Consider the following 19,735-nt stretch of genomic DNA (forward strand, 5'->3'; position numbering starts at 1 on the left):
CCAGTTCAGTACAGAGTTGCACAAGCCAACCAACGCTTCAATCAGAATCCGGATCCGTATTTCTATGAATGAAAAAAAGACCCCACCCGTGGTGCTCGTCGACGGCTCATCCTATCTTTTCCGCGCCTATCACGCGCTGCCGCCTCTGACCAACAGCAAGAATCACCCGACCGGGGCCATCAAGGGCGTTATCAGCATGATCCGGCGCCTGGAGCAGGATTTTCCGGGCTCGAAAATGGTGGTGGTCTTTGATGCCAAGGGCAAAACCTTCCGGCACGAGATGTACGAGGAGTACAAGGCCAACCGGCCTCCCATGCCGGAAGACCTCGGCATGCAGATTGAACCCATTCACGAGATCGTCCGGGCCATGGGCCTGCCCCTGCTGATCGTCCCGGAAGTGGAAGCTGATGACGTCATCGGCACCCTCGCCAACGAAGCCACCAGCAAGGGCATTGATGTGGTGGTCTCCACCGGTGACAAGGACATGGCGCAACTGGTCAGCGACCATGTCACCCTGATCAACACCATGACCGAGACCCGGATGGACCGGGATGGCGTGGTAGAAAAGTTCGGCGTGACGCCGGAGCAGATCATCGACTACCTCGCCCTGGTGGGCGACAAGGTGGACAATATCCCGGGCGTAAACAAGTGCGGCCCGAAGACCGCTGTCAAATGGCTGCAGACCTACAAGGATCTGGACCACCTCATCGAGCACGCGGACGAAATCAAGGGCAAGATCGGCGAGTACCTGCGGGAAGCCATCGAAACCCTGCCCCTGAGCCGCGAACTTGCGACCATTCGGACCGACGTCGATCTCGAGTTCGGCCTGGAGGATCTCAAGCTGCGGGAGCAGGACGACGAACAGCTGCTGGACCTGTTCAAGGAATACGAATTCCGCAGCTGGGTCAACGAACTGGAGAGCGAAAGCGATGCAGAGGGAAAAACTGACAACAATAGCCCCTCCAACCCGAAGGAAAAGCGTTACAGCGTCATCACCAAGCAAGACGAACTGGACGACTGGATCAAGCGCCTGAAGGCATCCGATCTGTTCGCCTTTGACACGGAAACCACCAGCCTGCGGTACATCGACGCCGAAATTGTCGGGGTTTCCTTCGCTGTTGAAGCAGGCGAAGCGGCTTACGTACCCCTGGCCCACGACTACATGGGGGCGCCAGAACAACTGGACCGCGACACGGTACTCGAGCAGTTCAAGCCACTGCTGGAGGATCCCAAGCAGAGAAAGGTGGGCCAGAACCTCAAGTACGACAAGAACGTGCTGGCCAATCATGGCATCGATCTTGAGGGCATTGCCGAGGACACCATGCTGGAGTCCTATGTCTATAACTCGGTGGCCACCCGCCATGACATGGACAGCCTGGCGCGGGAATACCTGGGAGAACAGACCATCACCTACGAATCCATTGCCGGCAAGGGCGCCAGGCAGCTGACCTTCAACCAGATCGATCTGGAAAAGGCCGGCCCCTATGCCGCCGAGGATGCCGACATCACTCTGCGCCTGCATCAGACCCTGAGCCCCCGACTCAAGGAAACCGGCAAGCTGGACTCCGTCTACCGGGAGATCGACCTGCCGCTGGTGCCGGTTCTGTCCCGCATGGAACAACGGGGTACCCTGATCAGCGCCAGCGTGCTAAGAAAGCATAGTCAGGAGCTGGCCGAGCGTATGGCCGAGCTGGAGGAGGAAGCCCACGAAGTCGCCGGAGAAAGCTTCAACCTGGGCTCCACCAAGCAGCTGCAGGTTATCTTCTATGACAAGCTGGGCTTGCCGGTCATCAAGAAGACACCGAAGGGCGCGCCATCGACTGCCGAGCCGGTGTTGCAGGAACTAGCCCACGAGCACGAACTGCCCCGATTGATCCTCGAGCACCGGAGCCTGAGCAAGCTCAAGTCCACCTATACCGACACCCTGCCGGAGCTGATCCACCACCGAACCGGACGCGTCCACACCTCTTATCACCAGGCGGTCACCGCCACCGGGCGGCTGTCTTCGTCAGAGCCGAACCTGCAGAACATTCCCATCCGCAGCGAGCAGGGCCGGCGCATCCGCCAGGCGTTCATAGCGCCGGAGGGTTACAAGCTGGTGGCCGCGGATTACTCCCAGATCGAGCTTCGGATCATGGCTCACCTGTCCGGCGACAACGGCCTGATCAACGCGTTCGAACATGGGGAAGACATTCACAAAGCCACGGCCGCCGAGGTGTTCGGCGTCAGTCTCAAGGAGGTCAGCTCCGATCAACGCCGCAGCGCCAAGGCCATCAACTTCGGCCTGATCTACGGCATGTCCGCGTTCGGTCTGTCACGGCAACTGGGCGTAGAACGGAAACTGGCCCAGGAATACATCGACCGCTATTTCGAGCGTTACCCCGGCGTGCTGAAGTACATGGACAATATCCGCAAACAGGCCCACGAGGATGGCTTCGTGGAAACCCTGTTCGGCCGTCGCCTGTACTTACCGGAAATCAATGCACGCAACAAACAGATGCAGCAGGCTGCAGAGCGCACAGCGATCAACGCTCCTATGCAGGGAACCGCAGCGGACATCATCAAGCGGGCCATGATCGAAGTCGACAACTGGCTGCGTAACGAGCACGCCGACGAGGCCCGCATGACCATGCAGGTTCACGACGAACTGATCGTGGAAGTAAAGGAATCTGCCCTGGACAAGGTCCGGGACGGGCTGGTGAAACGGATGTCAGCCGCGGTGGAACTGGCCATTCCCCTGGTGGTGGATGCCGGGGTCGGCGACAACTGGGACGAAGCCCACTGATTCGACTTGCCCGATAAGCCGGCTTGGGCCCCACCCGGCCGGCTCCCCCACCCCAAAACGGGGCAAAGCATCTGCTTCTGCACCCTCGAGTGACACGGTAACCGCTTTGCCACCCGGCCTCCACGCCATGACGGACCCCGTAAACCGCTTCGCTGGCGGCCTGCGGGCGATGCCGTGAATAACGGCACAAAATTCGCATCCTGAACGGTGTCGGTTGCCGGATTCGGTCCATCCCGAACCGCAATCACGTTGTGACCTATAAACCGAGGCCGTAACCATGAACACTCTGGCATCTGAACGAGGCTGGCTCCTGGACCCCAATCTGCTGAAACTGGTGCACCAGTGCCGCCGGCTTATTCATTCCGAGTTCGGCGTCAAACTTCATCTCACCGAACAGCATCTCGAACAGCAACTGGCGGACTATGCGGGCAAAAGCCGCTCCGGCCACCTGATCCGGACGTGGGAGGCGCTCAAGGCGCAGGTACCGCAACTGCAACGGGATTCGGGAAACAAGGAAGACGGAGAAAATCCGAGGCGGATGTATCGCGGTCAGGCAATCGCCGACGATCGGCCCGCCAGAGCGGTTGAGGAAGGAGAGCAGACAGGCGGCACGCCACCGAGGAAGAAACAGGTGATCTACCGCGGCCAGGTGATCGGCTGACGGCGCTGGCCGCCAGCCTCACACAAAGTGCGGATTGAACGGGGGAATCAGAAGGCTTTGCTGATCTGGAATGATGCGCTCCAGGCACTCAGGTCGTATTCGCCCTGGTAGCTGGCCGCGCTGACCGGATCACCGGTGGGATCCTCGTGACTGTATTCCCTGTCATCCACTTTCGCATCATCCGCGAAAATCAACGTGCCTACGGCAGCATCGACCGTCCAGCCACTCTGGATATCTTTCCACTGGGTACCCAGGGTCAGCCAGTGACGGTCCTCTGACGGAATCCGGGCAGTGACGTAGTTGTCGACCGGCGACTCGTCCCAGGCATAGCCTGCCTTCAGGGCCCATTCAGGGGTGGCTTGCCAGATGCTGCCTACATTGAACTGCCAGGTGTTTTTCCACTCTTCGGTGATGTGGGAGATGACCTCTCCGCTTTCCTGGCTAATGATATCCAGCTCTTCAAAGCGGCTCCATTTGGCGTAGGTCGCACCGGCCAGGAGGGTCACTTTGTCAGTGAGCAAGTGCCGGGCACCGAAGGCAACACTCTCTGGAATTGCCAGTGGCACCTCTACATCCCGACTGATATCAGCCTGGAAGGCGTTCAGCCCGGTATCGCCCGGTTGGACCACCGGGTAATTGGAGAGATCCGCATCTCCCTCCAGCTCCAGCTCCGTTCCGGTTTGCAGAGTAAGACCCAACTGGGTTTGTTTCGACATCTCATACAGGAAACCGATGCGTGCGGTGATGCCGATATCGTCACCCTCGATATCCGCGTAACCCGGCTTGAACGGCTCACCGTTCAGTGGCACGCCCGCCGCATCAGCTTCTTGCTGAGCGAGGAAATAGGCCCCGGAGTAGTCCTGAAACTTCGACAGACGCCCTTCGGCGTACATGATATTAAGCCCGACGCCCATGGAGAGCCCCTTACCATTGTTTACGGCAACAGACGGCGTAAAGGCGATAGCGGTCAACTCGGTTTCATCAGCAAAGTACCGACCAATGAAGTCATTGTCGTAATCGGCAGCCAGACCATAAGGCGCATGAATCCCAAACCCGACATCGATAGAGTCGTTGATTTCGTGGGTAAAGTAGAAATTGGGAAGAACTGCGGGATCAGCAATGTCTCCGCCAGTGCTACCGGTCACCGGCATACCAAGCTGATTGGTTGCTGAGGTGGAGCCCTCTTTCGCCTCGGCATCAATATCCAGAACCGCAGCACCAAAGGAAACGTTCATCCCGGAAAGCTGGCTCATCCCGGCCGGGTTGAACAGCACGGTGGTCGCATTCTCGGGATTGGCGGCGACACCAGCATTGGCCACGCCCATGGCGCTGGCGCTTTGTTCGTTGAGCGAGAAACCACCCGCCAGGACGCTGGCTGGCGCGGCAAAAGCGGCCAGGGTTGCAAGGCGGATTGCCTTTACGAGTGCGTTGGTATTCTTGTGCATGGTATCTCCTTGATTGATTCGGCGCGGAGTATACGCAGCACGGGCCAAAGGCCTCAAATGCCAAAACTACTGGTTCGAGGCCCTAACTACTTACGACTTTAGTCTGAAATGCTGAATTCCCGTTCAGTCATCCTGTATGGACAGCTTGTCCACCGACGTGGAGAGCTGGTCGGCTCCGGCAGCATCGGCGCCCAGCTTGATCATCAGGCGCAAATCGTTCGCCGAATCGGCATGGGCCAGAGCATCCTCGTAGGTAATAGAGCCTTCGGAGTACAACCGGTACAAGGCCTGGTCGAAGGTCTGCATTCCTACTTCACCGGATTTCGCCATCAGCTCCTTGAGCTTGTGGACCTCACCTTTACGGATGATGTCCGATGCCAACGGAGTGTTGATCAGTACTTCGATGACCGCCTTGCGCCCCTTGCCATCCGGTGTCGGCACCAGCTGCTGGGCCACGATGGCCTTGAGGTTCAGGGACAGGTCCATCCAGATCTGGTTGTGCTGCTCGGGCGGGAAGAACTGGATGATACGATCCAGCGCCTGGTTGGCGTTGTTAGCGTGCAGCGTCGCCAGGCACAGGTGGCCGGTCTCTGCAAACTGCACGGAATATTCCATGGTCTGCTGGGTCCGCACCTCACCGATCAGGATTACGTCCGGAGCCTGACGCAGGGTGTTCTTCAGGGCCACCTCGAAACTCTCGGTATCGATCCCCACCTCGCGCTGGGTCACGATACAACCCTGGTGCTGGTGCACGAATTCGATCGGATCCTCGATGGAAATGATGTGCCCGCGGCTATTGCGATTGCGGTGCCCCAGCATGGCGGCCAGGGAGGTGGACTTACCGGTACCGGTGGCGCCCACGAAGATGATCAGGCCACGCTTGGTCATGGCCAGATCCTTGATGATATCCGGCAGGGCCAGATCATCGATCTGGGGAATCTTCACCTCGATCCGGCGCAGCACCATGCCGCACAGGTTACGCTGGAAGAAGGCACTGACACGGAAACGCCCGATGCCCCGGGCACTGATGGCAAAGTTGCACTCATGGCTGGCGTCAAACTCCGCGCGCTGCTTGTCATTCATGGCGCCGTAGACCAGCTCACGGGTCTGTTCCGGGGTCAGGGCATTCTTGGTAACCGGAAGAACCTTGCCGTTGACCTTCATGCTCGGCGGCACACCTGCTGTGATAAACAGGTCCGAACCGCCCTTCTCCACCATCAGCCGCAACAGTTTTTCGAATTCCATTTTGCTACCTACTTACCTCAGAAGTTATCCGGCATCTTCGCCTTGGCACGCGCCGCCTCACGGGAAACGAGACCTTTCTGCAGCAACCGCTCAAGGCACTGGTCCAGAGTCTGCATGCCGAGCGAGCCGCCGGTCTGGATCGCGGAGTACATCTGGGCGATCTTGTCTTCCCGGATCAGGTTCCGGATGGCCGGGGTACCGATCATGATCTCGTGCGCGGCAACCCGTCCGCCGCCCATCTTTTTCATCAGGGTCTGGGAGATAACCGCCTGCAGGGATTCGGAGAGCATGGACCGCACCATGGACTTTTCCTCAGCCGGGAACACGTCCACCACCCGGTCGATGGTCTTCGCTGCCGAGGTGGTGTGCAGGGTGCCGAATACCAGGTGACCGGTTTCCGCGGCGGTCAGGGCCAGGCGGATGGTTTCCAGGTCCCGGAGCTCACCCACCAGGATGATGTCCGGGTCTTCCCGCAGTGCCGAACGAAGGGCTTCGTTGAAGCCCAGGGTGTCCCGGTGCACTTCCCGCTGGTTGACCAGACATTTCTTGGATTCGTGCACGAATTCGATCGGATCCTCGATGGTGAGGATGTGCTCGTAGCGGCTGTCGTTGATGTAGTCCATCATGGCCGCCAGCGTGGTGGACTTACCGGAACCGGTCGGCCCGGTCACCAGCACCAGCCCGCGGGGAACGGACGAGATATCCTTGAAAACCTGGCCCATGCCCAGATCTTCCATGGTGAGCACTTTCGAGGGGATGGTCCGGAACACGGCACCGGCGCCGCGATTCTGGTTAAAGGCGTTAACACGGAAACGGGCGACACCGGGAACCTCGAAGGAAAAGTCGGTTTCCAGGAATTCTTCGTAATCCTTGCGCTGCTTGTCGTTCATGATGTCGTAGATCAGGCCGTGCACTTCTTTGTGCTCCATCGGCGGCAGGTTGATCCGGCGTACATCGCCGTCGACACGAATCATGGGGGGCAAACCAGAGGAAAGGTGCAAATCGGACGCACCCTGTTTGGCCGAAAAGGCAAGCAGTTCAGTAATATCCATAGGGTTCCTCGGAGGGCTTTTTCTTTTAATCCAGAAGCGGCAAACTCACAGTATGAGCAGCATAGCAGACAACATCGGGAGCGTAACCCGACGCATACAAAAAGCAACATTGCAGGCGGGGCGGGACCCCGGCAGTGTGCGCCTGTTGGCAGTCAGCAAAACCCGACCGCCGGAAGACCTGCGTGAAGCCTTCGCTGCGGGGCAGACCGCGTTTGGCGAAAACTACTTGCAGGAAGCCCTCGAGAAGATCGAGGCGCTGGACGATCTGGACGGCATCGAATGGCATTTTATCGGTCCGATCCAGTCCAACAAGACCCGCCAGATCGCCACATCGTTTGCCTGGGTGCACAGTATCGACCGCCTGAAGATCGCCCGCCGCCTCAGCGAGCAACGTGCGCCGTCACTACCGCCCCTCAACATCTGTCTGCAGGTCAATATTGATGAGGAAGACACCAAGTCCGGCTGTACCCTGGAGGAGCTGCCCGAGCTGGTTTCAGCAATCGGTGAACTTCCCAACCTCAGCCTGCGGGGCCTGATGGCCATTCCGGACCCCGACCAGCCGGAATCGGAGCTCAGGTCCAGCTTCCGCAAACTGGCCAACGCTCTCAAATCCCTGAAGCAGGAATTCCCGGGCGTCGGCCCGCTGGACACCCTGTCCATGGGCATGTCCGATGACCTGGAAATGGCCATTGCCGAGGGCGCAACCTGGGTCCGTGTTGGCACTGCGGTGTTCGGAGCCCGCCCACCAAAGGAACCCCAGAGCTGAATCTTTCAGTTCCTGCTATCATCCGGTTCAAACAGTTAACCGATCAATCGTTGGAGTGAACCTTGAGCACATCGCCCACTATCTCATTTATCGGAGCCGGCAATATGGCCAGCGCCATCATTGGCGGCATGCTGGACAATGGCTACAAGGCCGGTGATATCTGGGTCAGCGCCCCGGATGACGGTCATCTTCAGGCCATCCGCAAGCGTTTTGGCGTCAGCGTCACCACCGACAACCGCTACTGCGCCCAGCAGGCCGACATGGTCATCCTCGCGGTCAAGCCCCAGGTCATGGCCGATGTCTGTCGTGACATTGCCCCGGTGGTGCAGAACACCCGTCCACTGATGGTCTCCATCGCCGCAGGCCTGACCGCCGACACCCTGGACGAATGGCTCGGCGGCGGGCTACCCATGGTGCGGGTCATGCCCAACACACCGTCATTGGTTGGCAAAGGGGCTGCCGGCCTGTTTGCCAATAGCCAGGTGAAAGACGACCAGAAAAAGATGGTCCAGGCTGTATTTGAGAGCATCGGCTCCGCGCTGTGGGTGGAGGACGAAAACCTGCTGCACGGGGTTACCGCTCTGTCCGGCAGTGGCCCGGCGTACTTCTTCCTGATGCTTGAAGCGCTCGAGGCGGCCGCCACGGAAGCCGGCATTGAACCGGCCACCGCCCGGGAACTGGCGATCCAGACCATGGCCGGGGCCGCAGAAATGGCCGCCCGCAGCGAACACGATCCTGCCCAGCTCAAGCGCAATGTGATGTCCCCCGGCGGCACCACCGAGCAGGCTATCAATACGTTCGAGGAAGGCGGGCTGCGAGAACTGGTCAAGAAAGCCTACGGCGCAGCATTCAAGCGTTCGGAAGAAATGGCCGAAGAACTGGCCGGCAAACAGTAACCGATAACGGAGACACAGCTACATGCTGGCAGACATCCTGATCACCATCCTGCTGATCGCGTCCACCTTTTATCTGACGATTGTGCTGCTGCGCTTCCTGCTGCAGCTGGCCCGGGCCGATTTCTACAACCCGATCTCCCAGTTTGTGGTCAAGGCGACCAACCCGTTGCTGCGCCCCCTTCGTCGCTTTATTCCGGGCTGGGGAGGCATCGACGGCGCCTCCCTCGTCCTGGCAATCATCATCCAGGCCATCACATTCTTCTTCATCCTGATCGCACTCAACGGTGGCATTCCGGCGATCAATCCCATCACCCTGGTGGTCTGGGCCGTGTTGAACGTGCTCAGCCTGATCGTGAAAATCTACTTCTGGTCAGTCATCGCGGTGGTGGTGGTGAGCTGGATCGCTCCCCACAGTGGCCACCCGGCCATTCAGCTGGTTGCCCAGATCACCGAGCCGGTCATGCGCCCGGTGCGCAACATCATGCCATCCATGGGCGGACTGGACCTGTCTCCGATCATTGTATTCCTGATCCTGAACGTGATTTCAGTTGTGATCGATCACATGAAACTGGCCGCCGGCCTCGGATCCATTGGCCTCGGCATGTAATTCCGCCTTCCTGATGTACATTCGGTAACACCCGGAAACGAAAATCAATAAATTCAGGCCGCAGAATCATCTTGTTGATTTTGCGGCTTTTTATTGGGATAAATTGTGACCTGTTCGACGGAATGCACAGGGAAGGTACACACAAATTCGGAAGACGGGATAGTATTACTACTTATTCATGAATTGCTGTAGTCCGCGCGCCTGGCAGGCAGTGGGCGCCGGTATACCGGGAAGTCGCGCAGAAGGAAACTCCAATGAACCCGCAGGGAACTCTGTCGCAGCAGGTAGAGGCTTACCATAACTGGAAAAAGGAACTGATCCGGCAGATCGGGCGCTACCGCCTCTGGTTGCAGGATAATGACCTGTTTTCCGACGACATCAGCACCCGCATTCGGAACGGACTCGAACTGCTCATCGAGGATGAGCTGACCATTGCCTTTGTCGGCGAGTACTCCCGGGGCAAGACCGAACTTATCAATGCCCTGTTCTTCTCGGAGTATGGTCAGCGCATGCTGCCCTCCCAGGCCGGGCGAACCACCATGTGCCCGACCGAGCTGTTCTTTGACCGTACGGCCAATCAGAATTACCTGCTACTGCTCCCGATCGAGACCCGCACCGGAGAGCTGTCACTGCAGCAGCTCCGAAAACAGCCGGAACGCTGGGTCAAGCATGAACTCGATGAGCGCGATCCGGAAATCATGCGCGAAGTTCTGGCAGAGGTTGCCAGGGTCAAGAGCGTGCCACCACAAGAGGCACGGAACCTCGGCTTCGACGAAGCCATGCTCGAGCATGATCGCAACAATCCCGGCAATGTTCTGGTGCCGGCCTGGCGTAACGCCCAGATCAGTATCCGGCACCCCCTGTTCGAACGCGGCCTGCGCATTCTCGACACCCCCGGCCTTAACGCACTTGGTTCCGAACCCGAACTCACCATCAGCATGCTGCCCCGGGCCCACGCAGTGATTTTCGTGCTCAGCGCCGACACTGGTGTCACCGCCAGTGACATGACCATCTGGAAGGAACACATCGACACCGAACACGCTGATCACCGGGCCGGCCGGTTTGCGGCCCTGAACAAGATCGACGTGCTCTGGGACGATCTACAGGGTGAAAAGCATACCCGGGAAGCCATCGAACGGGTACGCAGCTACACCGCCGACCACCTGGGTATCCGCCAGCACGATGTCATCCCGCTGTCGGCCAAGCAGGGGCTGCTGGCACGTGTCCGCCGGGATGCCGAGTTGTTCGAGCGCTCCAACATCGGCCAGCTGGAACAGCTGATCATAAAACGCATCCTGATGCATAAGGAGCAGCTGATTACCCAGAGCCTGATCAACGACCTGCTGGGTATGCTTCAGAACAGCCAGGCCGCCATGCAGACCCGATTGGAGGCGCTGGACGAAGAACTCCAGGCCTGCTCCGGCGCCACTATGGACAAAGCGGCCCTTGGCCGGCTCGCGGAGCGGGCACAGAAAGATTATGACTTCTACTACAAGAAGCTCATATCCCTGCGCTCCAGTCGCCGGTTGGTGGATTCCCAGGGCAAGACCCTCAAGAGCCTGGTCAGCGAGCAACGCTTCGAGGAGCATGCCGATAAGATCCGGGCGTCCATGTCAAAGAGCTGGACCACCGCCGGCATGAACCGGGCCATGGATCACTTCTTCGAACTGCTGGAAGCTGACCTCACCAACCTTATGAGCGAAGGCCACCTGGCGGAGAAGATGGTGGGCGCCATCTACCGGCGCTATAACGAAGATACCCGGGCACGGCATCTGGAACCCATTCCGCTACGCGCCGGACGGCACGTCATCGCCGTCCGGGAGCTGCGCAAGAAAGCCAGGCGCTTCCGGATCAGCCCGAAAAACCTCCTGACCGAACAGTCCCTGCTGGTGCGTCGCTTTTTTAATGTCATGGTCGGAGAGGCCCGCACCCTGCATAACCGGGTACGCAAGGACGTTGAACGCTGGCCACACGAGGCCCTGCTCCCCATCATGCAGTATTCCATGGAACAGAAGCAGCTGCTGGAGCACCAGATCCGGCGACTGCGTGACATGGTCAGAAGCGACCGCGATGGCCGTGCCGAGCGGGAGAAGCTCGAAACCACCATTGCCGACCTGCGTCGCCAGCTTGAACTGGCCGACGGCATGCAGCGGCAGATCCGCAAGCCGGCCCCGACCCTGATCCAGCAGAAGGTGGTAAACATTTCCGGGGTCATTTAACCCCGGCCTGCTGACACCCGCCCCGGTTGCAGCCATCCCCACCCGGCTATAAACTGCTGGGCTGGCGATGGCTTTGCTGTCGCTGTTCCAGTTACTTACGGATCGAACCAGGAACCTGTCGCGCCGATGCCCGATTCCCTGCCCGCGGATTCTGTCGGGATAGTTACCCCACAGTCTTACCACTTTGACACTCCCATTGAGCTGGCCTGTGGCCAGCAGCTGGGAAATTACGACCTGGTGGTGGAAACCTATGGCGAACTGAACGCCGACGCCAGCAATGCCGTGCTGATCTGCCACGCCCTCAGCGGCCATCACCATGCCGCCGGCTACCACAGCATGGACGATCGCAAACCCGGATGGTGGGACAGCTGCATCGGCCCGGGCAAACCCATCGATACCAACCGTTTCTTCGTGGTTTCCCTGAACAACCTGGGCGGCTGTCACGGCAGTACCGGACCGAATTCGGAGAACCCGGCCACCGGCAAGCCCTTTGGCCCCGAATTCCCGGTGATTACGGTGAGTGACTGGGTGAAGAGCCAGGCCCTGCTCGCCGACCGACTCGGCATCCAGTGCTGGGCGGCGGTGGTTGGCGGCTCCCTGGGCGGCATGCAGGCACTGCAGTGGAGCCTCGATTACCCTGACCGACTCCGGCACGCCGTGGTGATTGCCTCCACACCGAGGCTGACCGCTCAGAATATCGCCTTCAACGAGGTGGCGCGCCAGGCCATTACCTCCGACCGGGAGTTTCATGGCGGCCGCTACTACGACTTTGACACCCTGCCCCGCCGCGGCCTCATGCTGGCGCGGATGGTCGGCCACATCACCTACCTCTCCGATGCCTCCATGGGGGAGAAGTTTGGCCGGGAGCTGAGGGAAGAAGCCTACAAGTTCGGCTATGACGCCGAATTCCAGGTGGAGAGCTACCTGCGCTACCAGGGCGAGCGGTTTTCCGAGACCTTCGATGCCAACACCTATCTGCTCATGACCCGCGCACTGGATTACTTCGACCCGGCTTATGACCACGGCGGCGACCTGTCGAGAGTGATTGCGGCAGCCGAGTGTGAATTCCTGGTACTGTCATTCAGCACTGACTGGCGGTTTACGCCCCAGCGCTCGGAAGAGATGGTGAACGCAATGATCTCCGCCCGGAAGAAAGTCAGCTACGCCGAGATTGACGCGCCCTGGGGGCACGATGCCTTCCTGATCCCCACGCCACGGTATACCGATATCTTCACCGCCTATATGGACCGGGTAGCAAGGGAGGTAGGCGCATGAGACCTGACCTCGAAATCATCCAGCAATGGGTCAAACCCGGGCATCACGTCCTGGATCTGGGGTGCGGTGACGGCACCCTGCTCGACTTCCTGCAGCGGGAACGCCAGGCCACCGGCTTCGGTCTGGAAATCAACCCGGACCACATCACCACCTGCATGAGCCGGGGTGTCGCCGTAATCGAACAGAACCTGGACACCCAGGGCCTGGATAACTTCGATGACGGCATGTTCGATATCGTACTGATGACCCAGGCCCTGCAGGCCGTCCGCCGCCCCGACAAGGTCCTGGATGAAATGCTGCGAATGGGCCGGGAAGGCATTGTCACCTTTCCCAATTTCGCCCACTGGCGGCTGCGCTGGGGCCTGGCGCTCAGTGGCCGTATGCCCGAATCCGAGGCACTGCCGTATAAATGGTATAACACCCCCAACATCCGCCTTTGCACCTTCAAGGATTTCGAGGCCCTGTGCCGTCAAAAGGGCATCAGGATCAAGAGCCGACGGGTGGTGGACGGCCAGCACCAGAACAGCTGGTCTGCCCGATTATGGCCTAACCTGTTGGGGGAGATTGCCATTTACCGCATCACACGGGAGAACGAGCAATGATCAAACAACTCCGGATTTTCACAATCTTTCTGACGGCCACCCTCCTGACCCTGGCTGGCTTGCAGGCGCAGGCAGCCGGCTCCAAGGACTTCGGCGATTATCAGCTGCACTGGAGCGTGCTGCCGAGCACCTTCCTGTCGCCCGAGGTCGCCAGTGCCAACAACCTCCAACGCAGCAAGGGCATCGGCATCATCAATATCTCCATCATGCAGGAGCAGGACAACGGCACCCTCAAACCTGTGAGCGGCCAGGTAGAAGGCAAGGTCACTAACGACATCCAACAGGTCAATTTCCTGGCGTTCCGTCGTATCCAGGAAGGCGATGCGGTCTATTTCATCGCCGAGTACCAGTACCCCGCCGGCGAGTTGATGACCTTCAACATTACCGCCCGCCCGACCGGCTACCAGCAGGACCTCTCGGTCCGGTTTGCCCATACCCTGTTCAGCGACTGAATCATGGCACAACAACTCGTCATCGCCAGCAACAACAAGGGCAAGATTGCCGAACTGACCGAACTGCTCACGCCCCTGGGCCTGACGCCAATCGCCCAGGGCGAGCTGGGTGTGGGTGAGGCCGAGGAACCGGCGGTTACCTTTGTTGAGAATGCCATCCTGAAAGCCCGGCACGCTGCCCGGGAAACCGGCCTGCCAGCGCTTGCCGACGACAGCGGCATTGCGGTGGACGCCCTGGGCGGCCTGCCCGGCGTCCGCTCGGCCCGGTTTGCCGGCGAAGATGCCACCGACCCGGACAACGTCGAAGCCCTCCTCGACGCCCTGAAGGACGTCCCCGATGAAGATCGCGGGGCCCAGTTCCATTGCGTACTGGTCTATCTGCGCCATGCTGATGATCCGACTCCCATCGTCTGCCATGGCCGCTGGCCGGGCCGGATTCTGCGCGAGCCCCGGGGTAGTGGCGGCTTCGGCTATGACCCCATCTTCCTCGCGCCGGAACACAATTGCAGCGCCGCAGAACTCAGTCGGGACGAAAAGGGCCGCATCGGCCACCGGGGCCGCGCCCTTGCCCAGCTGGTGGAACACCTTAAGGTGGAGCTCTGAGGTCATGTCCGCCACTACCCCGGTGGCGGTGAACCCGCCCCTGAGCCTCTACATCCACGTGCCCTGGTGCGTGCGCAAGTGTCCCTACTGCGACTTCAACTCCCATGCAATCCGGGGCGACATTCCCGAGAAGGCATACCTGTCAGCGCTGCTGGAGGATCTGGAGCAGGATCTGACGCTGGTTCGGAACCGGGCCATCCAGACGGTTTTCATCGGCGGCGGCACGCCCTCCCTGATGACGGGCGATTTCTATTTCCGGCTGTTCGAAGCGCTTCGGGAGAAGCTTGCTTTTGCGCCGGATGCGGAGATCACCCTCGAAGCCAACCCCGGCACCCTGGAACAGGGCCGCTTCGAGGCGTTCCGGCAGGCCGGCATCAATCGGCTCTCCATCGGCATCCAGAGCTTCAACCCTGAACACCTGCGAGTGCTTGGGCGCATCCACGATCGCAACTCGGCCCATCGCGCCGTTGAAGCGGCCCGAACTGCCGGCTTCGACAACGTCAATCTGGACCTGATGCATGGCCTGCCGGGACAGACACCGGCTCAGGCCCTCTCGGACCTGCGCGAAGCCCTGTCCCATGCGCCGCCTCACCTTTCCTGGTACCAGCTGACCCTGGAACCGAACACGGAATTCTACAGTCGCCCGCCGAATCTGCCCGACGATGACCGGCTCTGGGACATCTACCGGGCCGGCGCTGACCTGCTGCGGGAGAACGGCTTCGAGGACTACGAAGTATCGGCCTGGTGCCAGCCCGGACGAGCCTCCCGGCACAACCTGAATTACTGGACGTTCGGCGATTACCTGGCGCTGGGTGCCGGCGCACACGGAAAGGTCAGCCTGGCGGATGGCAGCATCCGGCGCTACTGGAAAACCCGTCAGCCGGAGGCCTATCTCAATCGTATTGGCAGTCGCACCGCCGGGGTCGAAGCCATTGAACCGGACGAGCGGCCGCTGGAATTCCTGATGAACGCATTGCGGCTGAAGGCCGGTGTGGCAGAATCGCTGTTTGCGGAACGAACGGGTTTACCCTTGGGGTCAGTTAGGGTACAACTTGATCAATTACGTAAGGATGGATTGTTGGAGAGCCACCGGTTGCAGGCAACGGAGCTTGGCCAGCGATATCTCAACAGCCTGCTGGAGCGTTTTCTCTGATGGACCCGGCACATGGATGGGCAGCCTTGCCAAAAACGCTGAAGACCAGTCTGATCACCGCCGTAATCCTGCTGGGGGGCCTGATACTGGTCAATCAGCCACTTCAGACCGGCTCTGCGCCCCAGGGCATTGTCAGTTTCCAGTTCGCTGCCACTGCTGACCAGGCTCATGCCATCCTTCGCAGCTGGCGCTCCGAAGGCCTGCTCTGGGCCCGGGTTTCCCTGTGGCTCGATTTCTTCTTTATCGCGGCTTACCTGCTGGCACTGCTGCACCTCACCCGCCACCTGATGCGGGACCGGCCCGGCGTCCGGGAGCGGGTCGTCGGGCGCTGGGTACGGGCACTGTTTGTGGCAGCGAGCGCGGCGGATGTCACCGAGAACATCCTGCTGCTGAACAACTTCAACCCACCCACTGATGTGGTCAGCCTTTCCGCCACACTCTGTGCGCTGATCAAGTTTACCGGCCTGACCCTGGGCGTGGCCGGCCTGGTAATCATCCGGGCCGCCCGGCGACATCCTCTCGCCCACGGCTGACCCGGCAAAGGGAATCAGTTGGTGCGGTGGAACAGCAGATCCCAGACGCCATGGCCCAGACGCTCACCGCGCTTCTCGAACTTGGTGATCGGCCGATCATCCGGGCGCGGAGAGAACTCACCCGGTTCGCCGGCATTGGCGAAGCCTTCCGACTCGCCCATCACTTCCATCATGTGCTCGGCGTAGTTTTCCCAGTCAGTCGCCAGATGCAGCACGCCGCCTACCCGGAGCTTGTGCCGGATGCGCTGAACAAACTCGGGCTGAATCAACCGGCGCTTATGGTGCTTCTTCTTCGGCCAGGGATCCGGGAAAAACACCATGACCCGATCAAGGCAGGCATCCGGCAGACACAGGTCGATGACATCATTGGCATCGATGTTGTAGATCCGGATATTTTCCAGGCCCCGGTCCTCGATTTCCTTGAGCAGTGCGCCAACACCCGGCAGGTGCACTTCCACCCCGATAAAATCCTGTTCCGGCGCGGCCTCGGCCATCTCGGCCAGGGACTGGCCCATACCGAAACCAATTTCCAGGTTGAGCATGGCATCACGGCCAAATACTTCGCGGGGATCGATCATGCCGTCCTCGCGGCTCAGGCCATACTTCGCCCAGCCCCGGTCAAAGGCCTTCTTCTGGCCCTCGGTCATACGCCCCTGACGGAGCACGAAGCTGCGGACACCACGGCGGGTGGTTACCGGCGAATCCGCGGCTTCCTTCTGGTCTTGCGGTTCATTCTGGTCAGTCATCTGGAATCCTTTACCGCAGGCTGCGGGTTCTGGTTAACAATCTGGGCCACAGTTTACCAGAGTCCGTCGGTTCAGGCGGATACCACCGAGTGCCGGCCCTGCTGCCGATCCAACTGACGGTAACCGAGCGCTTCCACAAGGTGGGCATAGGACACCGTCTCCGCCGCTTCCAGATCCGCCAGGGTGCGTGCCAGCCTCAGAATACGATGCAGCGCCCGGGCCGACAGCCCCAACCGTTCCATGGCCCCGGCCAGCATCCGTTCGCTGTCGGCATCTAGGCGGCATGCGTCCTGCAGGGCACGACCGGACAGCAGGGCGTTGAGCTGCCCCCGTTCCAGCTGTCGTACCCGGGCAAGCTCCACCCGGGTACGCACCGAGGCACTGGTTTCCTCTTCCGTACCCGATTGCATCAGCACCTCGCCGCTTTGCACCGGCACTTCCACGTGCAGGTCGAAACGGTCCAGCAAAGGCCCCGAGATCTTCGATCGGTATCGCATCACCTGGGAAGGCGTGCACTGACAGTCGATGGAAGGATGACCACTGTAACCACAGGGGCAGGGGTTCATCGCCCCCACCACCTGGAACCGGGCCGGGAAACGCACCTGCCGGGCAGCCCGGCTAATGGCAATTTCGCCGGTCTCCATCGGTTCCCTCAGCACCTCGAGTACCCGCCGCTCGAATTCCGGTAATTCGTCAAGGAAGAGTACGCCACGGTGCGCCAGGGAGATCTCACCGGGACGGGGGCTGCTGCCGCCACCCACCAGGGCCACGGCCGAGGCAGTATGATGGGGTGCACGGAACGGCGGTTCCCGCCAGCGCCCCTCCCGAACCGGCAGTCCTGCCACCGAATGCACGCTCGCCACTTCCATGGCGGCGTCGTCGGTCAGCAACGGCAGAATGCCGGGCAATCGACTCGCCAGCATACTCTTGCCGGTTCCCGGAGGACCAAACAGCAACAGGTTATGGCCACCCGCTGCGGCCACCTCCAGCGCCCGGCGGGGCACCTGCTGACCCCGGACCTCGGAAAGATCGGCCACCGGCTGGCGGTCGCCCGAGGCCTGCTCCCGGGTCGCGCCGGGGATGGGAACCAGCCGGGCACGGCCGGACAAATGCTCGCTCACCGTCAGAATGTGGGCAGCCGCCAGCACATCATCCCGGCTTGCCAGCGCGGCTTCTTCGGCGTTGGCCTGGGGTACCAGCAGTTGGCGCCCCTCACTCCTGGCCGCCAGCACGGCCGGAAGAATACCCTTGAGAGGCCGAAGAGCGCCATCCAGGGACAGTTCGCCAACAAACTCGCAGTCTTGCAGGCTCTGCTCCGGAATCTGCCCGGAGGCTGCCAGGATTCCCAGGGCAATCGGCAGGTCAAAGCGCCCACCCTCCTTGGGAAGGTCGGCTGGAGCGAGATTGATGGTAATGCGTTTGGCGGGGAAGTCGAAACCGGCGTTCAGCAGCGCACTGCGCACCCGCTCCTTGCTTTCACGGACACCGGTTTCCGGCAATCCGACAATGGACAGGGCAGGCAGGCCGCCCGACAGATGGACCTCCACGGTAACCGCGGGAGCCGACACGCCAATGCTGGCGCGGGAATGGACAACGGCAAGCATAATCACCTTCCATGGTTTGTTCCGGCGGGCATCCTGCCCACCAACAGGGCATTACTTGCCCTGGAGTTTCTGTTCCAGCTCGGCGACGCGGGATTCCAGTGCTTCCACCTTTTCCCGGGTCTTCATCAGTACCGCCTGCTGGGCATCAAATTCTTCCCGGGTCACCAGTTCCAGGCGCGACAGGACCGACATGACCGTGGCTCGGGCCTGGGTTTCAAAGTCTTCCCGGGCGGCACGGGCCATATCGGGGACGAACTGACCGAACTGGCCCTGTAGCTGAGAGAGTATATCCTGCGGACCTTTCACGTATTACCTCACTGGTTCCCAATCTTGCGGATTCCGGCCTGCGCCGGCCACCAAAAAGCAGTTCCGGGAGTGTATCACACACGCGGGCCTGCCATACTGTTGCCTGTCAGCTATATAATGGCTGCCGTCGCCGCACGGCGAATGGCTCCAAAATGGACCGCCGGGCGATGAGTGGCCCTGTTTTGGTGCACGCTTTTGCGCCAATCTGGGACAGGCAATATATATCCTTTTGTTTTAAAATGAATTTTTTGCGTTGGCATACCCGATGCTAGAACACCAGTACGCAATCCGCACAATTGGTGTGCGAGGTGGCAGCATCCCGAACTCAACAATCGGCCGACGGGCCCTCACTGTTGGGACGGCTTTACCAAGGAGAAAGCAATGAAACTTGTGACAGCGATCATCAAGCCTTTCAAATTGGATGATGTCCGTGAGGCACTATCCGAGATTGGCGTTCAAGGCGTTACCGTCACTGAAGTCAAAGGCTTCGGTCGGCAAAAAGGCCACACCGAGCTCTACCGTGGCGCTGAATATGTGGTGGATTTCCTACCCAAGGTCAAGGTCGAGATCGCCATCGGCGACAACCTGCTGGACCAGGTTATCGAGTCGATCACCAAGGCAGCCAACACCGGCAAGATCGGTGACGGCAAGATCTTCGTGACCGAACTGCAACAGGCGATCCGCATCCGGACCGGTGAAACCGGCGAAGAAGCGGTCTGAGCCTGACCTGACCACTCAGTCAGCCAACGCAAAAAACCTATAACCTGAAGAGCCTTGTGCGGAGG

General features: G+C 60.2%; 19 protein-coding genes. 13 read left to right on the top strand and 6 right to left on the bottom strand.

What is annotated here, in order from left to right:
- The first annotated feature begins 64 nt into the window (after positions 1-64).
- Positions 65-2,785 carry a DNA polymerase I gene (gene polA / locus ACQUTG_RS10245; protein ID WP_428919308.1) on the top strand — a complete coding sequence of 907 codons (2,721 nt, stop codon included), beginning with the start codon at positions 65-67 and terminating at the stop codon, positions 2,783-2,785.
- Positions 2,786-3,062: 277 nt separating this feature from the next.
- The gene (locus ACQUTG_RS10250) at positions 3,063-3,446 is read left to right on the top strand and encodes a hypothetical protein (protein ID WP_428919309.1); all 384 of its coding nucleotides are present in this window, start codon (positions 3,063-3,065) and stop codon (positions 3,444-3,446) included.
- A gap of 47 nt (positions 3,447-3,493) precedes the next feature.
- Here ACQUTG_RS10250 and ACQUTG_RS10255 read toward each other — a convergent pair whose 3' ends face one another.
- From ACQUTG_RS10255 to ACQUTG_RS10265, 3 genes are all read right to left on the bottom strand, one after another.
- Positions 3,494-4,891: an OmpP1/FadL family transporter gene (locus ACQUTG_RS10255; RefSeq protein ID WP_428919310.1), complete on the bottom strand. Its 1,398-nt coding sequence runs from the start codon at positions 4,889-4,891 to the stop codon at positions 3,494-3,496.
- Between the two features lie 123 nt (positions 4,892-5,014).
- Positions 5,015-6,136 carry a PilT/PilU family type 4a pilus ATPase gene (locus ACQUTG_RS10260; protein WP_428919311.1) on the bottom strand — a complete coding sequence of 374 codons (1,122 nt, stop codon included), beginning with the start codon at positions 6,134-6,136 and terminating at the stop codon, positions 5,015-5,017.
- 17 nt (positions 6,137-6,153) lie between these two features.
- Positions 6,154-7,188, bottom strand: coding sequence for a type IV pilus twitching motility protein PilT (locus ACQUTG_RS10265; RefSeq protein WP_428919312.1), 1,035 nt, complete (start codon positions 7,186-7,188; stop codon positions 6,154-6,156).
- Between the two features lie 52 nt (positions 7,189-7,240).
- Here ACQUTG_RS10265 and ACQUTG_RS10270 point away from each other — a divergent pair, with 52 nt between their 5' ends.
- The 10 genes from ACQUTG_RS10270 (at position 7,241) to ACQUTG_RS10315 (ending at position 16,294) form a co-directional block, all read left to right on the top strand.
- On the top strand, positions 7,241-7,954 hold the full coding sequence (locus tag ACQUTG_RS10270) for a YggS family pyridoxal phosphate-dependent enzyme (RefSeq protein WP_428919313.1): 714 nt from the start codon (positions 7,241-7,243) through the stop codon (positions 7,952-7,954).
- Between the two features lie 62 nt (positions 7,955-8,016).
- A complete protein-coding gene (proC, locus tag ACQUTG_RS10275; protein WP_428919314.1) occupies positions 8,017-8,850 on the top strand; it encodes a pyrroline-5-carboxylate reductase in 834 nt (277 codons plus the stop codon).
- Positions 8,851-8,872: 22 nt separating this feature from the next.
- Positions 8,873-9,457 carry a YggT family protein gene (locus ACQUTG_RS10280; RefSeq protein WP_428919315.1) on the top strand — a complete coding sequence of 195 codons (585 nt, stop codon included), beginning with the start codon at positions 8,873-8,875 and terminating at the stop codon, positions 9,455-9,457.
- 254 nt (positions 9,458-9,711) lie between these two features.
- Positions 9,712-11,676 (top strand): dynamin family protein, encoded by a 1,965-nt coding sequence (locus ACQUTG_RS10285; RefSeq protein ID WP_428919316.1) that lies wholly within the window; start codon positions 9,712-9,714, stop codon positions 11,674-11,676.
- A gap of 126 nt (positions 11,677-11,802) precedes the next feature.
- A complete protein-coding gene (gene metX, locus ACQUTG_RS10290; protein WP_428919317.1) occupies positions 11,803-12,951 on the top strand; it encodes a homoserine O-succinyltransferase MetX in 1,149 nt (382 codons plus the stop codon).
- Positions 12,948-13,553: a methionine biosynthesis protein MetW gene (gene metW / locus ACQUTG_RS10295; protein ID WP_428919318.1), complete on the top strand. Its 606-nt coding sequence runs from the start codon at positions 12,948-12,950 to the stop codon at positions 13,551-13,553. Before metX ends, metW begins: the two co-directional genes overlap by 4 nt.
- Positions 13,550-14,005 carry a DUF4426 domain-containing protein gene (locus ACQUTG_RS10300; RefSeq protein WP_428919319.1) on the top strand — a complete coding sequence of 152 codons (456 nt, stop codon included), beginning with the start codon at positions 13,550-13,552 and terminating at the stop codon, positions 14,003-14,005. Before metW ends, ACQUTG_RS10300 begins: the two co-directional genes overlap by 4 nt.
- 3 nt (positions 14,006-14,008) lie before the next feature.
- On the top strand, positions 14,009-14,608 hold the full coding sequence (gene rdgB, locus ACQUTG_RS10305; RefSeq protein WP_428919320.1) for an RdgB/HAM1 family non-canonical purine NTP pyrophosphatase: 600 nt from the start codon (positions 14,009-14,011) through the stop codon (positions 14,606-14,608).
- Between the two features lie 4 nt (positions 14,609-14,612).
- A complete protein-coding gene (gene hemW / locus ACQUTG_RS10310) occupies positions 14,613-15,761 on the top strand; it encodes a radical SAM family heme chaperone HemW (protein WP_428919321.1) in 1,149 nt (382 codons plus the stop codon).
- On the top strand, positions 15,761-16,294 hold the full coding sequence (locus ACQUTG_RS10315; protein WP_428919322.1) for a hypothetical protein: 534 nt from the start codon (positions 15,761-15,763) through the stop codon (positions 16,292-16,294). Before hemW ends, ACQUTG_RS10315 begins: the two co-directional genes overlap by 1 nt.
- A gap of 14 nt (positions 16,295-16,308) precedes the next feature.
- Here the strand turns inward: ACQUTG_RS10315 and trmB are convergent, their stop codons facing one another.
- From trmB to ACQUTG_RS10330, 3 genes are all read right to left on the bottom strand, one after another.
- Positions 16,309-17,040 (bottom strand): tRNA (guanosine(46)-N7)-methyltransferase TrmB, encoded by a 732-nt coding sequence (gene trmB / locus ACQUTG_RS10320; RefSeq protein ID WP_428919323.1) that lies wholly within the window; start codon positions 17,038-17,040, stop codon positions 16,309-16,311.
- A 71-nt stretch (positions 17,041-17,111) separates the two neighbouring features.
- Positions 17,112-18,644 carry a YifB family Mg chelatase-like AAA ATPase gene (locus ACQUTG_RS10325; RefSeq protein WP_428919324.1) on the bottom strand — a complete coding sequence of 511 codons (1,533 nt, stop codon included), beginning with the start codon at positions 18,642-18,644 and terminating at the stop codon, positions 17,112-17,114.
- 51 nt (positions 18,645-18,695) lie between these two features.
- Positions 18,696-18,950 (bottom strand): accessory factor UbiK family protein, encoded by a 255-nt coding sequence (locus ACQUTG_RS10330; RefSeq protein ID WP_343814460.1) that lies wholly within the window; start codon positions 18,948-18,950, stop codon positions 18,696-18,698.
- A 381-nt stretch (positions 18,951-19,331) separates the two neighbouring features.
- On the opposite strand from ACQUTG_RS10330, the gene glnK reads away from it, so the two are divergent.
- Positions 19,332-19,670, top strand: coding sequence for a P-II family nitrogen regulator (gene glnK, locus ACQUTG_RS10335; RefSeq protein ID WP_091997389.1), 339 nt, complete (start codon positions 19,332-19,334; stop codon positions 19,668-19,670).
- Positions 19,671-19,735: the final 65 nt, after the last annotated feature.

The organism is Marinobacter sp. DUT-1, assembly GCF_050379415.1.
Classification (GTDB): Bacteria; Pseudomonadota; Gammaproteobacteria; order Pseudomonadales; family Oleiphilaceae; genus Marinobacter.

Excerpts from the sequence above, each read along its gene's own strand:
- ACQUTG_RS10260 (WP_428919311.1), bottom strand. The coding sequence starts at position 6,136 with ATGGAATTCGAAAAACTGTTGCGGCTGATGGTGGAGAAGGGCGGTTCG.
- hemW (WP_428919321.1), top strand. The coding sequence starts at position 14,613 with ATGTCCGCCACTACCCCGGTGGCGGTGAACCCGCCCCTGAGCCTCTAC.
- ACQUTG_RS10270 (WP_428919313.1), top strand. The coding sequence starts at position 7,241 with ATGAGCAGCATAGCAGACAACATCGGGAGCGTAACCCGACGCATACAA.
- trmB (WP_428919323.1), bottom strand. The coding sequence starts at position 17,040 with ATGACTGACCAGAATGAACCGCAAGACCAGAAGGAAGCCGCGGATTCG.
- metW (WP_428919318.1), top strand. The coding sequence starts at position 12,948 with ATGAGACCTGACCTCGAAATCATCCAGCAATGGGTCAAACCCGGGCAT.
- metX (WP_428919317.1), top strand. The coding sequence starts at position 11,803 with ATGCCCGATTCCCTGCCCGCGGATTCTGTCGGGATAGTTACCCCACAG.
- ACQUTG_RS10280 (WP_428919315.1), top strand. The coding sequence starts at position 8,873 with ATGCTGGCAGACATCCTGATCACCATCCTGCTGATCGCGTCCACCTTT.
- polA (WP_428919308.1), top strand. The coding sequence starts at position 65 with ATGAATGAAAAAAAGACCCCACCCGTGGTGCTCGTCGACGGCTCATCC.
- ACQUTG_RS10300 (WP_428919319.1), top strand. The coding sequence starts at position 13,550 with ATGATCAAACAACTCCGGATTTTCACAATCTTTCTGACGGCCACCCTC.
- ACQUTG_RS10315 (WP_428919322.1), top strand. The coding sequence starts at position 15,761 with ATGGACCCGGCACATGGATGGGCAGCCTTGCCAAAAACGCTGAAGACC.
- rdgB (WP_428919320.1), top strand. The coding sequence starts at position 14,009 with ATGGCACAACAACTCGTCATCGCCAGCAACAACAAGGGCAAGATTGCC.
- ACQUTG_RS10325 (WP_428919324.1), bottom strand. The coding sequence starts at position 18,644 with ATGCTTGCCGTTGTCCATTCCCGCGCCAGCATTGGCGTGTCGGCTCCC.
- ACQUTG_RS10265 (WP_428919312.1), bottom strand. The coding sequence starts at position 7,188 with ATGGATATTACTGAACTGCTTGCCTTTTCGGCCAAACAGGGTGCGTCC.
- ACQUTG_RS10250 (WP_428919309.1), top strand. The coding sequence starts at position 3,063 with ATGAACACTCTGGCATCTGAACGAGGCTGGCTCCTGGACCCCAATCTG.
- ACQUTG_RS10285 (WP_428919316.1), top strand. The coding sequence starts at position 9,712 with ATGAACCCGCAGGGAACTCTGTCGCAGCAGGTAGAGGCTTACCATAAC.
- glnK (WP_091997389.1), top strand. The coding sequence starts at position 19,332 with ATGAAACTTGTGACAGCGATCATCAAGCCTTTCAAATTGGATGATGTC.
- ACQUTG_RS10255 (WP_428919310.1), bottom strand. The coding sequence starts at position 4,891 with ATGCACAAGAATACCAACGCACTCGTAAAGGCAATCCGCCTTGCAACC.